Source organism: Enterococcus sp. AMC1251, from assembly GCF_058216535.1.
The window spans coordinates 869,459-883,998 of the sequence record NZ_CM177098.1 but is presented as its reverse complement, the minus strand read 5'-3'; the positions used below and the strand labels follow the sequence as shown (position 1 = coordinate 883,998).

Annotated in this window: 13 protein-coding genes; all 13 read right to left on the bottom strand. The window is 34.4% G+C overall.

Features of this window, described 5'->3' with window-relative positions; translation table 11 throughout:
* Positions 1-4 precede the first annotated feature (4 nt).
* Positions 5-892, bottom strand: coding sequence for a phytoene/squalene synthase family protein (locus AC4BBR_RS04115; RefSeq protein ID WP_490461300.1), 888 nt, complete (start codon positions 890-892; stop codon positions 5-7).
* Positions 873-2,369 (bottom strand): phytoene desaturase family protein, encoded by a 1,497-nt coding sequence (locus AC4BBR_RS04110; protein ID WP_490461299.1) that lies wholly within the window; start codon positions 2,367-2,369, stop codon positions 873-875. The genes AC4BBR_RS04115 and AC4BBR_RS04110 overlap by 20 nt, the downstream gene beginning before the upstream one ends.
* A 476-nt stretch (positions 2,370-2,845) precedes the next feature.
* Complete coding sequence (gene lplA / locus AC4BBR_RS04105) at positions 2,846-3,850, bottom strand: lipoate--protein ligase (RefSeq protein ID WP_490461298.1); 1,005 nt, start codon at positions 3,848-3,850, stop codon at positions 2,846-2,848.
* Positions 3,851-3,863: 13 nt separating this feature from the next.
* Positions 3,864-4,604, bottom strand: a complete 741-nt coding sequence (locus AC4BBR_RS04100; RefSeq protein WP_490461297.1) for an MBL fold metallo-hydrolase — start codon at positions 4,602-4,604, stop codon at positions 3,864-3,866.
* A 172-nt stretch (positions 4,605-4,776) separates the two neighbouring features.
* Positions 4,777-5,574 carry a DUF975 family protein gene (locus AC4BBR_RS04095; protein WP_490461296.1) on the bottom strand — a complete coding sequence of 266 codons (798 nt, stop codon included), beginning with the start codon at positions 5,572-5,574 and terminating at the stop codon, positions 4,777-4,779.
* Between the two features lie 20 nt (positions 5,575-5,594).
* On the bottom strand, positions 5,595-6,677 hold the full coding sequence (locus AC4BBR_RS04090; protein ID WP_490461295.1) for a M42 family metallopeptidase: 1,083 nt from the start codon (positions 6,675-6,677) through the stop codon (positions 5,595-5,597).
* 178 nt (positions 6,678-6,855) lie between these two features.
* Positions 6,856-8,127 carry a D-alanyl-lipoteichoic acid biosynthesis protein DltD gene (gene dltD, locus AC4BBR_RS04085; protein WP_490461294.1) on the bottom strand — a complete coding sequence of 424 codons (1,272 nt, stop codon included), beginning with the start codon at positions 8,125-8,127 and terminating at the stop codon, positions 6,856-6,858.
* On the bottom strand, positions 8,127-8,363 hold the full coding sequence (gene dltC, locus AC4BBR_RS04080; protein ID WP_490461293.1) for a D-alanine--poly(phosphoribitol) ligase subunit DltC: 237 nt from the start codon (positions 8,361-8,363) through the stop codon (positions 8,127-8,129). The genes dltD and dltC overlap by 1 nt, the downstream gene beginning before the upstream one ends.
* Before the next feature lie 46 nt (positions 8,364-8,409).
* Entirely contained in the window at positions 8,410-9,615 is a 1,206-nt protein-coding gene (gene dltB / locus AC4BBR_RS04075; RefSeq protein WP_490461292.1) for a D-alanyl-lipoteichoic acid biosynthesis protein DltB, read from the bottom strand.
* On the bottom strand, positions 9,612-11,129 hold the full coding sequence (gene dltA, locus AC4BBR_RS04070; protein ID WP_490461291.1) for a D-alanine--poly(phosphoribitol) ligase subunit DltA: 1,518 nt from the start codon (positions 11,127-11,129) through the stop codon (positions 9,612-9,614). The genes dltB and dltA overlap by 4 nt, the downstream gene beginning before the upstream one ends.
* A gap of 14 nt (positions 11,130-11,143) precedes the next feature.
* Positions 11,144-11,293: a teichoic acid D-Ala incorporation-associated protein DltX gene (locus AC4BBR_RS04065; RefSeq protein WP_490461290.1), complete on the bottom strand. Its 150-nt coding sequence runs from the start codon at positions 11,291-11,293 to the stop codon at positions 11,144-11,146.
* Positions 11,294-11,545: 252 nt separating this feature from the next.
* On the bottom strand, positions 11,546-13,630 hold the full coding sequence (locus AC4BBR_RS04060; protein ID WP_490461289.1) for an ABC transporter permease: 2,085 nt from the start codon (positions 13,628-13,630) through the stop codon (positions 11,546-11,548).
* Positions 13,620-14,387: an ABC transporter ATP-binding protein gene (locus AC4BBR_RS04055; protein ID WP_490461288.1), complete on the bottom strand. Its 768-nt coding sequence runs from the start codon at positions 14,385-14,387 to the stop codon at positions 13,620-13,622. Before AC4BBR_RS04055 ends, AC4BBR_RS04060 begins: the two co-directional genes overlap by 11 nt.
* Between the last annotated feature and the right edge of the window lie 153 nt (positions 14,388-14,540).

Here is a 14,540-nt window from a genome sequence, read left to right as displayed (position 1 = left end):
TGTCTTATTCACTTAAATTACTTCTCAATCGACTTTTCACCATTTGATAAAGTTCAAATTGTTGCGTTTTTTTCACAAAATTTCTTTTGTTGTAGCATTGATAATTATTTTGTCTGACCGCATCTAAAATTCCTTTGTAAAAATAAATGGATAACAGTAGCGCTTCTTGACAATCTTCATCTATACTAGGAAGCATCGTTAAGGATTTTGTATATAATTGTTCTGCTCTATTTGCCTCATATTCCCATAAATCGATAAAAGAATTATTAATTATCTCTTTTTCTAGCATCTCTAATGAAACGCTACATGTATCCATTACATTTTTAGGAAGATACACACGTTGATTTTTTAAGTCTTCTCCAATATCCCTTAATATGTTCGTGATCTGCATTGCTTTCCCTAATTGGATCGCTTGTTCCTTTATATTCTGCGCTTTATCTGACAGTATCGGAAGTAACATCAATCCAACAGAACCCGCAACATAATACGAATAATCTTCTAATTGAGCTTGTGTTTCAGGTTGCTGGAATCGCCAATCCATCTCTTGACCTAGCAACATATCGTAAAAAGACTGCTGATCCATTTGATAGGTCTCAAACACTGGAACTAACGCACGCCAAAAATAGCGATCTGGAATTTCACCAATCAAAAAATTATCTAACTCTTGCTTTAATCTGTTTAGACGATTGATATCATTGTGCACATCAATACTGTCATCCGCCTCACGACAAAAAGAGTAAATTGCAAAAATACTTAATGCTTTTTGCTTTGGAAGTTTAGAGAATGCTTTATAAAAACTTTTTGAATGCTTACGAATCGTTTGTTCACATAAAACAAAATCAGATGCGTACATCGAAAATAGTTCATTTAACTCATTTTTTCTTTGCATCATCTTTCAACAACTCCTCCGCTGCTAACTTGGCGCTTGTTAAAACAATAGGAACTCCCGCACCTGGATGTGTGCTACTACCACAAAAATATAGCTTATCCGCATAGTCAAATTTATTATGAGGACGATAGTAATTACTTTGTTTTAAAGTTGGTTTTAATCCAAAAGTTGCTCCATTATACGCATTAAAATTTTGTTTAAAATCTTCAGGTGTATAAATTGTTTCATAAACGATATGTTCTTCTATATCAGAAAAAATCGTTTCTTTTTTGACTAATTTGATAACGTTCTCGCGAAATTCTTTCGTTGTTGATGTGTCCCAAAGAACCCCTTGAGAAAGTTCTGGAACAGGAACTAAAATGTAGACTCCTTCATGCCCTTCAGGTGCAAGACTTTCATCGATTGACGACGGAACATACACATAAAAGGACGGATCTTCAGGTAAATTCCCTTCTTCAAAAATATCATTAATGTTTTTTTCAAAATCTTTCGCAAATCGAATTGTATGAAGTGATTCAACAGGATATTTTTTATCTAATCCTAAATAAAGGATAAAGCATGAACATGAATAGTCCATCTTATCAATTTTTTTATCTGTATATTTACCTCGCGTTTTCTCATCTGGCAGCAAAGATTTCATTGCATAAGGAAAATCAGCATTACAAACCACGTAATCGCTTGAAATAATTCCTTCTTCTAATCTGATTCCTTTTGCTTGTTTATTTTCTATGATAATTTCCTTCACATCAGTATTCAAATGGATAGTTCCACCAAGCTCTTCAAATGCTTTTGCCATTCCCGTAGCCAATGTGTACATGCCACCTTCAATAAACCAAATACCATAAATTAATTCAATCATAGGAATAATCGTATAAAGTGAAGGACCATTGTAAGGAGAAACCCCTATATACAGAGTTTGAAAAGCTAAAGCTTTACGTAGCCTTTCGTCTTTTACAAATTTTGAAATAGAGCTATATGCATCATTAAATGTATGTAATCTAAAACCATCAATTAACGATTTTGGATTATAAAAATCCCAAAAAGACCGAAAAGATTTCATAATAAACGCTTTTTTAGCAATTTGATAACGCTTATAAATACTGGCTAAATATTCTAGATATCCTTGCATATCATCTTCTGAAATCCCTTCTAAAAGAGTCGTCAAAGAAACTAGATCAGATGACATATTCAACGTTTCTTCATTCGGAAAGTTTAAAGATAACATCGGATCAACTTTTTTCATGGGTATATATTGTTCAGGATCTTTTCCACATTGTTCAAATACCTCACGATAGATATCAGGCATCATAACAATCGTTGGACCTACATCAAAAGTAAATCCTTTTTCTTTGATCTGATACATTTTACCGCCGACTTGCTTATTTTTCTCGTATAGATGAACGTCATAGCCTTCATGTTGCAAACGAATAGCAGCTGCTAAACCAGCCGTTCCAGCACCAATTACTATAATTTTTTTCACTATATTGCACCACCAACTTGTTTTTTTTAGTATATCCTTATCAAGCGATAAAGTAAATTATTTAGTTTTTTAAGAAAAAAACAAATGAGGCCGAGACAACAGCGTTTAGCTCCGAGAAATAAGAGAGAATGCACGAAAAGTGCTTTTCAAATTTTTGTGACCAAGTAGGTACTATTCTGCATCAGCTCGTACCTCGCTGTGTTTCACAGTAATTTCAGCTTATTTCCGAAGTCTTCAAAACTTTGTGCTTTAGCACTTAGAATTTGATGTGATCGAAGCGAAGCGTAGTCGCTGCTTTTTTCTCGTCGTTTATTCGGATTTAGAGTGTGGGACAAAACTGATCTTTCGTTTTGTCCCACACTCATAAAACCCGAATAATTAATGAGTAGAGTTGGCTCCTTTGTCCTTCAAACAAACTAAGTTCTGCTTGTTATGTTTATCTGCTAATAATTCTCATAGCAAGGACTTTTAACACTTTAATATAACAAGTTAACTAAGTCTTCTTTTTCAATATTGCCAAAGTATTTTTTTATGTCGATCATATCTACAGCTATTTCGATTGCAGTTTTTTCATATTTTGTACCTGTTAAAATTTCTTCAACATCTTTGATTTCACCTAATCCAAAAAAATCACCAAAGAGTTTGATTCCCTTGATTTCGCCCTCTTCCACATTCATTTGTGCATCAATAGAACCAATAGGGAAGCGCTGATGGCGTTCTAAGTTAAAGGCTGGTGATTTTCCATAGTTCCATTCCCAACTACGGTAATATTCGTCTGAGATTTTGTTGATTTTTTCCCAGTCTTTCTCTGTTAGTTCATACATCTTTACCTGATCTACTGCGTCTACACCGAAAATTTTCAATAAGATATCTTCACGAAATGCTTCTGTCGTCATCTCTTGTTTATCTGCGGGTAGAAATGGCTTGATATTCGTCACTCGAGAACGAACAGATTTGATACCTTTTGATTCAATTTTATCTTTGCGGACTTTCAATGTATTCACTACTTCATCAATATTACTATCAAACATCAACGTACCATGTGCGAACATTCTGCCTGCTGTCGCATACATCGCATTCCCAGAAAATTTCATTCCATCAATGACTAAATCATTTCGTCCTTTTAATTCCGCACCAGAAACACCTAATTCGTGTAGCGCTTGAATAATTGGTTGCGTTACTTTCGTAAAATCACGGAAAGAATTCCCATCATCTGGCATAATAAAACTAAAATTCAAATTTCCGTGATCATGGTACACAGCGCCGCCACCGCTCAATCGACGAACTACATGAATTCCCTGTTTATCTACATATTCTTTATTGATTTCTTCGATTGTATTTTGGTTGCGGCCAATTATAATTGAAGGATCGTTGATATAGAATAATAAAATTGGTTCATCTAATGGTTTTTCTTTTAATAAATATGTCTCAATCGCTAAATTGACTCTTGGGTCATTGTTTTCATTCGGTACAAAAATCATAATTCAACACTCCTTAAATTTCGATAACTAAATTTTTTTCTGCTAATTGGACTGACACCTGATTGCCCGAAGCTTTTTCAGCTTGCTGTTTCAATTCTTCTAAAGCACCATGTTGAGGTAAATGAGTCAGAATCAGTTGTTTGACACCGGCTGCTTTAGCAATCTCCCCTGATTCTTTTGAAGTAAAATGAGCATGATGCTTTTCATTACCTTCAAATAAATAGGTATCCGCCAAAAAGACATCGGCATCCTTTGCAAACTCAATAAAACTTTCTAAATAACCCGAATCTCCAGTATATACAAATAGTTTCCCTGTTTTTTCCTCAACAAAACGCATTGCATAACAAGGGACGGGATGTATTGTTTTCATAAATGTCACTAAGAAAGGTCCTAATTTTAATTCTTCTGCTTCAAAATAAGGAACTGCTTTTGAAACATGTGGCATATTCAATGATTCAAAATGACGAATGTCATCTGTATGTCCATAAATTGGTAAAATAGGTGTTGGATCCATCACTGGATACAGCTGACGATAGTACTGTAAAACACCGAGGTCTGCGATATGATCATAATGGTAATGAGATAAGATCACAGCATCCAACGCTAACGGATCAAGATGCTCTTGTAAATTGATTAATGTAGTGCTTCCAGCATCTAATAATAGCTTAAATCCATCTGATTCTAGTAGATAAGAGCTAGTCCCTTCTCCTTTATATGGGTAAGCACCTAAACAGCCTAAAACGGTTATTTTCAACTTCATTCCTCCTTGATTTTTCTTCACTTAATGGTAACATAAAACAGGAAAATAACGACAATTATTTGTACTTAAACGTTCTATTTTATCTCGCCAGTATTCATCGTCTGACCATCTAAATCAAAAAAACAGAACCTGTCTAATAAAAGACTGTTCTGCTTTTTCATTTAATTTATTCAATTATTTTGGGTGCTCCTTTTTCTTCGCGAGCCGTATCATAAAAGCTTGCCACTGCAACATTATGATACGGAATCACCCATAACAAACCGATTCCGAAAACTAAAGCACCGATAATAAACCAACCGATAAATGAGATTTGTAGAAGTAAGTATTGACCAAAACGACCTTTCATCAAGAACATTGCATATTTTAGAGCATCTCCTACTGATAATTCTGGATCATCCAGTTTTACCCAAATGGCAAACTGGAATACTCCACTAACAAAAACACCTACTAAAATCATTAAAAATCCAAAAATAAGTAATGATAACGCTAAAAAGATATCTCCGCCCATTTGAGTTTGAAATTTATCAACCGATACAGTATTAAACATCAATCCAAAGTACATCGTAACTCCGTATGATAAAAGTATTGGAAGTAGCACAATTAAATTCAGCACTAATTCAACAAAGTATTGAATGAGATTGATCAACAACATTGGAAGGTAAAACTTACCTTGAAAAATAGTTGTTAACATTCCTGATTGAACTTTTTTTCCTCTTAATACTTGTAGCGCACAATAATAAGTTCCATAGGTAATCGCAAAAAAGAGGAAGTTATTTAGTAAGAATGACATAAAATTGTTGCTAGCACTATCTTTCGGTAAATTAGCAATACCACCAATCACTGAGCCTATAATAAAGCGGATAAATACCGCTAAAAATGTAATCCAAGCCATTGTTCCCCATTGGTTTTTTAATGATATCCGTGCTTGTTCTCGATGCATTGCATTTGTAATTTGACTGTTCATTTGTCTAATCTCCTCTTTGTTTAATAGCTGCGAAGCTTCTCTACAGTTTCTTTGTCTAGTCGTTTAATAACTTCAGTAACTAATTTGACAGTATTTAAATAATCATCTTCATGGATCATTGATGTGTGCGAATGTAGATAACGAACTGGAACAGTGATCGCAAGTGAAGGTACCCCATTTCTCGTTAAATGCATTCTGCCAGCATCCGTTCCTCCACCCGTAATTACAGTATATTGGAAAGGAATATTATTTTCTTCTGCTACTTGGATTACAAAATCACGTAATTTTTTATGCGGAATCATTGAAGCGTCAAAAATTAGGATTTGCGGTCCTTTCCCTAATTCAGAATCAGCTTCTTTTGGGGTCATTCCTGGCGTATCACCAGCGGTTCCAGTATCTAATGCAAAGGCAATATCTGGATCAACTAAATGTGTACTTGTTTGAGCTCCGCGTAATCCAACTTCTTCTTGTACGTCACTACCGGCAAATAAAATATTGGGATGTCCTGCTGTCGCTAAATTTTCCAATACTTTTAAGGACACAGCCGTACCAATGCGATTGTCCCAAGCTTTAGCCAACATAAATTTAGTATTATTCATCCGCCGGTATTCAATATAGGGTGTGATCATATCTCCTGGTTTAATGCCCCATTCTGCGACTTCTTTATCATTAGATGCACCAATATCAACAAACATATCCGCTACATCATAAGGTTGTTTTCTAGCTTCTGCTGTTAAAACATGAGGAGGCTTTGAACCGATCACTCCATGAACCAAATCACCTTTCCCAGTTTTAATTTGCACTTGCTGAGCCAGCATGACTTGTCCCCACCAGCCGCCAAGTGTTTGGAATTTAATAAAACCTTTTTCTGTGATTTGCGTCACCATAAAACCGACTTCATCTAAGTGTCCAGAAAAGAAAACTTTTGGTCCTTCTTTATCTCCAACACGTTTGGCGATAATACTACCTAACCCATCATACATGATTTTATCTGCAAAAGGGGTTGCATATTTCTTAAATAGCTCTCTAACCTCCCCTTCATTTCCAGGTACTCCTCTAGCATTGGTTAACTCAATCAGCATTTCTTCTTCTCTTTTATCCAAAATATAAAACTCCCTTCTCTTTTTAGATGCTAGTTTATTATACTTTTTATATTCTTTTTTAACAAAAAAAAATATTATTTTCCGTGGCTACTATATTTTATTCTTTGAACGTAGTTTTTCTTCAAAAATGCAGGTAATTTTGAAATGAATTTTTATCTTGCCAGTGAAGTATAATTAGCTATTCTTTTATATCTTTCGGCTGTTTTTGCTGCCATTCTTTTAAATAAAAGGACGAATCCAACTTGTAGTTTGGTTCTGTAGTAGACTCTTTTTTTAGAAATGGTTGAATTCGCTGATCAGCGGCAAGCCAGCCTCGCCAACCAAGGTGAATGGTATCTGCCATAAAATATTGAGTATCACATTCTTTTGTAAAATCAGCAATATTATTGAATCCTTGGCTCGTTAATTGATAGTTGACTTTTCTCGAAAATTCTTGCAACATTTCTTGAGAAAGTCCCGTAAAATCCGACCAATACTTATTTACCGGTGGAATAATAAACAATACTTCAGCATTATCTTGAGCTAACTGACTCAGTACTAGCTGTAAATCAGAAAATTCGGGAGAGAAGCGATAATCCAATTTTGTCTGAGAATTTTCTAAACGATTTAATTTCTTTTTTAGACGTTTATCATAAAATGAATTTGAAATTTCAAAAGAATTATTATTAGTCGCCTTCTGACCGATTTCAGTGGCCAATTGATCTAGTTCATTAACGTTATAGTCATTAGGCAATCGTTGTTCAGCTTCTTTGATTGCTTTTTCTTTACTTACCATACCTATTTTGCCAAATAATTCATCTTCACGGGAAATCATATTGATTACCAAATCAATGTATTGTTTATCTGACGTACTCGGTAATTTTTCGGAAACGATACTTTTTAACACGCGAGTTAAACGCTTATCTTCTTTTACTTTTGAAAAATCCATTAAACGTTTAGCCAGATACCTATCTCCATCCGTTACTTTTTCTAAATCACTGATCCATTGATAAGTTTGCAACTCAGAATAATGGGCATTAAAATAATCCTTGGTTACACCCTCTTTCACAAACCACTGTGGCGAAATAATAAAGATAACTTTTTTATGAGATAGATTTTTCTCCATCGATTGCATCATCAAAGACTGAGTTAAAGACTGGGTACCTGGTGCTCCTAATAAAAAGGGACGGTAATCTCGATTATATTTATCTGCTAGAACAGAAGGATGAAACGAACTGATTCGGCTCAGCTCCGAAGAGCCAAAAAATGGAATGTATTTCTTTGAACCAATCGCTTTATTTTTGATTGCATTTCCCCTAAGCACATTGGTCGCCATAGATGTGGACGCCTTCTCTAATACATGTTTACTGTCCCAATCTACTTTAAAAGGTGCTAAGAAAAAAACAACTAGTAGAACCGCGGAAATCAAGATTGGTCCAAAGATTCCAAAGAGTTTTTTTTTCATACTCATTATTGTAAAACTTTCACTTGTTCGATAATTTTATTAGGAGTGTTCCATAAATTGCGGTCAAATTCTGAAACTGGTACTTGTACACCTAATTGTCCATCAATCTCAACTAACAACTGAACTGTTGCTAAAGAATCCATCAAGCCTTCTTCAAATAAATCAACATCTCTGTTTTCTTTTACTTCGCCTGTACCAGTAATTTCTTCTAACAAGTTTAAAACTGTTTCTTCTATATTCATGTGTAGTTCTCCTTTGTTCTACAGCTTTAAGCTGTAGGTCATTTTTTTATTTAAAGAATAATTTATCCAAAAATCCTGAGAAAATCAAGAAACTAACGCAAACAGCATTGAACGTTAAGAAAATCGCAAAAGCGTGTGTGAATTTATTCGAAGGAATATGCTCTTTATGTTTTTTCTTAAAACGCAGCCAAGCATCGGTCAAACATATCAACGTAGCATGATAAAATCCATATGCTAGATAATACCACGTCAGTCCGTGCCATGCCCCCATCAGTGAGAACAAAGCAAAATACCCAACATTTGAAGCTACGATTCTACTCTTAAATACTTTTTTCTTGATCAAGGTAAACATCAAACGCATATAAACATAATCACGGAACCAAAAGGATAGCGTCATATGCCAACGATTCCAAAATTCTTTGATATTCCAACTCAGAAAAGGCTTGTTAAAGTTACCTGGTGTATCATATCCCATCAAATAACTAGTTCCAACAGCAAACAAGCTATAGCCAGCAAAATCAAAAAATAGATACATACTATAAATATACATATAAGCGACTAACTCCCAAGATAAACCACCTGTTTTTAAAGCCATCTTAGTCGCAACTGGTAGCAGTACTTGTCCAAAATAATAGCCAATAATAAATTTATATAAAAAACCTAAGAAAAAATTATGAATTCCTTTCCCTAATAAATCAACATACTTTTCAGGTGATGGAGGGTTTTCCACATCTTTTTCAAAACGACGATAACGATCAATTGGTCCTGATGAAATCGTTGGAAAGAATAATAGAAATTCGATGTAACGGAAGATAGTATATTCTTTGATCATACCATCACGCGTTTCCATGATGATTTGCACAGCTTTGAAGGTCAAATAGGAAATACCTAAAAAGTATAGTAATGAAGTATGCCCTGAAACAAAAGGAGCTATTTTAACTAAAGTTAACGGTAAGATTGCTAAAAACACAGCTAGATAAAAGATTCTACTTGCATTTTTCTTTTGGCGATAATGAAAATAAAACCAAACCAAGATCGTCTGCCAGATGACATAGATGATTAGCGCTATACCTTGTTTCCAATATTCGCCGCTAAAACTTATCCATAAAAAAAACAGCGTAATTAGAACTTGATACCATGCCCAGCGTTTCCTTTTAATTAATAAGGTAAAAATCATTGGTAAAAGTGCGATCAGCAAGTAAACAAAATAAATCGGTTTCGCGTACGGAATCATGTTAGGAAAATCGATCACGTTGCATTCACCTCATTCATCAGTCCTTTACGGTCGATCTTTCCATTAGCTGTCAACGGCAGCTGTTCCAAATAAATGAATTTCTGAGGAATCATGTAATCCATTACCGACAAACTTAATTCTTCTTTGATGGCTTTTGTTAATTTAAATTCTTTTTCAAAATCATGAGAATTAGCAACCACAAAAGCAACTAATTGCTGAACCTTATGATTTTGGTATTTCGGTACGACTGCCGCTTGCTTCACATAAGAAACATCTGCTAAATGATGATCGATATCTTCGAGTTCAATGCGATAGCCATGAAGCTTAATCTGAAAATCGATCCGTCCATCATAGATCAACATGTCGTCTTTTAGCTTTCCCGCATCACCTGTATGATATGCCAGCTGACCTTTATATTCAAAAAAAGCAGTATTAGTTTTTTCTGGATTGTTTAGATAGCCTTTAGAAACACTGGGACCTGCGATCACGATTTCTCCAACTTCTTCTACCGGGACTTCTTGCCCATCATTCATGATGTAAACATTGGTATCATTTTTCACATGACCGATTGGTACGCGACTATGTTTGTTTAGTAGTTCTTGTGTAATCTCCACACCAGAAATAGCTACTGTTGTTTCTGTTGGTCCGTACGTATTAAATATGCGGGCTTTAGGAAAACGTTCCAATAACTTCTGCGCTGTTATTTTAGGTAACTCTTCCCCACAAAATAGAAAAATCTTCAAATGCTCAACATGTTCTCCGTCAAAGGTCGGTTCCATCAAACAAATATCCACAAATGACGGTGTCGATACCCAAACTTCTATTTCTAAGGACGGCAATACAGTAAACAATTGTTTAAAGTCATTGATGATTTCTTTTCGCATCGGCGTTAAAGAACCACCAGAAGTCAAGGCTGGATAGATATCCATCACTGATAAATCAAATGAATAGGGTGCTTGAGATAAAAAGCGCATGCCTTCAATGATCCCAAAATCTGCCAATGTCCAATTAACAAAGCTCAAAAGATTTGTATGACTGATTTGAACACCTTTAGGCACACCCGTTGTACCGGAGGTAAAAATAATATAATAGTTTTCTGATTCTACAACTGGTTCAAGTGGTCTGTCTAATATCCACGGTTTTGAACAAATATATTGCATTTTTTCTAGGGAAACGATCTCAGCAGTTGTTTCTAGCCCGGGCCATTCCTTGACAGAAAAAATCAATGCCGGATCCGCTACTTCTAAAATCATTTCAACTCTTTCTTTTGGTGTATGTGCATCGATCGGTATATAAGCATGCCCGGCTTTTGATGCACCTAAAAAACACACCAGCATTTCAAATTCTAATTCTCCATATATAACGATTGGACGAGTGCGCCCTATGTTTTTTTGCAAATATGCAGCCACTGCTTCTGAGTCTTTCTTCAACTCTCCATAGGTATATATTCGATTAGTTTCAATATAAACAGGTCGGTTTGGCTCCTTCATTGCCCAACGATCAATCGCTTCAATAATATTTAAAATCGCCATGAAGTCTCTCCTCCTTAAAACTCATTATAAATAAACGAGCCGCCATCAATATTTTTATAATGATATAAATAAATCAACATCAACAATATTCCAAAATAAAAAACGGTTTTACCAATGAATTTGCCCCAGTACTTTATACTAGGTGTATCAAAATATCGTTTCATCCTATTTTATGCCTCCAAATTTATACATACTCACTTTTTTCGTACTGCTATTGTAATCAAAAGAAATAAGAAAAGAAACTGAATTCACGAACAAAAACTTCTTTTTCGCTAACAGTTTTGTCACTTACACACAAAAAAAGGCGGAACAAAAAATAAACATCCTTGTTCCCCCTATTTATAGTAAAGAAAATACAATATAAAATTTTTTTCTGTTAAATATTATATATAATTCATTTTAAAAAAATTTAATTATTACCGATCTCTCCCATGGATAATTCGTGAATAAATCGCTGAAGTTAAGAAGTAATATGCTAAATAAATCAAAATCAACAGCCCGCAAGAAAGGTAGGCCAACCAATAACCAGAACTTGTGATATATTTGCTAAAAACATAAATCGCAAAGGTTGCGTGTAAAACACCGATAATCATCGGTGGGAAGAAAATAATGCTGTTTTGTTGATAGACAAGTTTAGTGATTTCTCTCTTAGGAATACCAATTTTCTTTAATAAATCATAGCTTTCTTTTTCTCGCTCAGCTTCAGAAAATTGCTGTAACATCAAAATACTGCCTGTGATGATCAAGGCTAAGATGCCCAAAAACATTGCTACATAAATAAATAATCCCATTACTCTTCTTTGGTATCTTAATTCCGTGAAACGACTAGTGTAGTTTAATTGGGAATATTCCTGTTCACCTTCTTCTGAAAACTCTTGTGAATTCTCTTTATCAGGTAATTGACTAGTTTTCGACGTATAGCCTTCCAGCTGATTATTAATCCATTGATACTTGTAATAAATAGATGAACCCCAATTTGGTTCTACAGATTCAGATAACTTATTAGCTAGAGATTCTTCCTGTGTTGTTTTAATATTAAACGCTCTAAGCGTATATGTGATGCCAGAATTGATTTCATTAAATTGTTCATCGGATACAACGATTGTAGGAAAACTGTATCTTAATAAAACTTGCCCTAAATAATCTGGTCGTACATCGGAAACATGAAGTTCTATTCCCTCTGGTAGATGAATAGTAGAATCATAATGAATAAAACCACCTAGAATATTTTGAACACTGTCTATAATGAAAATAGCCTGTTTATTTTTTAGATGGATATCTTTTAAATACGGGTTTATTTTTTGAAATTCTTGATAATTTGAAAGTGATAATATATTTATAGGATCTAGTGCATTTTCTTTTTCATCCTGTCCAATACTAAGACGAAATTGGCTACCCGTCAACTTATAATTCAATTTGACTAAAGAATCTATTGTTGTTTCAGGTGCTTTTTCAATTATTTGTTCTATTTCTTTAAAATTATCTTCAGCAACTATAAAATCAGTGGGGGCCATTGTATTCACTGAATTCATTCCTATCGTATAAATAGATGCAGCGCCACCGATCATCCCAAGTGCAATCGCAATAAAAATAGTCACGGAAGATAATGTATTTCCGCTTCTTTTTATATGTAGTTTTGCATTTCCTAAAGCTAACATATTCAAATTTCGATAATAATTAAATTTATTTTTCCCAAACAAAAATGCAATCAAGTACATTGTATATTTAAAAAATAGATACGTCCCCACCATACAAGTAACCATAATCACCACAGGGGCAATAAAAAAACCAGCCAAACCTAGTGAAGTGTGCTTCAAAACTAGCCCAAAGCGAATGACATTATAAGACAAAAAATAACCCGAAATAATAAGTACTACACCAAGAATACCTAAGCATCCCTTTAATAGAGGCAGTTTATTTGGAGTGTCTGTATTTTTTTGACTTGGTTTAAACAAGTTTGTTATCTGGTAACGATAAATCAGCCAACTACTTCGAAGAGAAACAACTAACAACATGAATCCAAATACTCCGCTTGTTTGAATCATCGATGGAATTGAAACAAAAAACAAACTCTCTACTTGCAAAAACATCGCTTTTGCAAGAATCATCGAAAATAACTTAGACAAAATAATACCTAGAAGAATCCCAGTAACTAAAGATACTAAACCTAAAAGAATAGTTTCCACAAAAAACAAATAGGATATCTGCCCTTTTCGCATTCCGATTAAATGATACAGACCAATTTCTTTACCTCGTTTTGATAGGAAGAAATGATTCGCCGAAAGCATAAATCCTAAAATCATGACTACAACAAGAAAACCGCCTAAATTCATAGTACCGTTGATATGAACCTCTTGTCCGACTCTATTAGCAAATGTCCTATTATAGGTAATCGCACTAAAACAATAGTAAACAACTACTGCAAAGGTCATACTGACAAAATAAACCAGATAATTGAGAAATTGACCTTTAAAATTTTTCCAAGACAAATTAAAAATCATTGGCACGACCACCTCCACCAATCGTTGCTTGCATATCGATCACTCGATTGAAAAATTCCTTTCGGGAACCTTGTCTGACGACTTCTGAAAAAATCACACCATCTTTAATAAATAAAATACGATTGCAGTAACTTGCAGTATAAGGATCATGAGTGACCATAATGATCGTCGCATCATCTTGTAAGTTCATATTTGTCATATATTGTAGTAACTCAGCTGCTGATTTAGAATCCAAAGATCCTGTCGGCTCATCTGCAAAAATTATTTTAGGTTTGGTAATCAATGCACGTGCTGCTGCTACTCGCTGTTTTTGTCCAACAGAAATAGCGTTTGGATAAGCGTTCAATAGTTGCTCTATCCCTAAAACGCTGACAACATGTGTCAAGCGCTCCTCCATTTCAACTAAAGATATTCGATCTACAGTCAAAGGTAGCAAAATATTATCTTTTACAGTCAACGTGTCCATTAAATTGAAATTTTGAAAGATGAAACCTAGCTTTTTGCGACGAAAATCACTGAGTTGATTATCCCGCATTTTTAAAATGTCTTGACCATCAATTCGAACGGTTCCTATAGTCGGTAAAGCAATTGTTGAGATAGTACTCAATAAAGTAGATTTTCCTGCACCACTTGGTCCCATAATTCCTACAAATTCACCTTGATCAACAGAAAAGGAAAGATTGTTCAATACTTGTACTTTATTATTTCGATAGCCATATGATTTACTTAAATGATTGACTTCTAAAATTTTTTTCATCGTTTTCGCTCCAGTTTATTCGTTATTCCTATTCTATCAATATTTAGCGCAACTGAACATCGTTTCCTCTTACAATTAAGTAAGAATGAAGTTTTTTTAGGAATCATTTATTTTTTTAACGAAAATGTTGTGACAATTTCCACAACCCTTTTA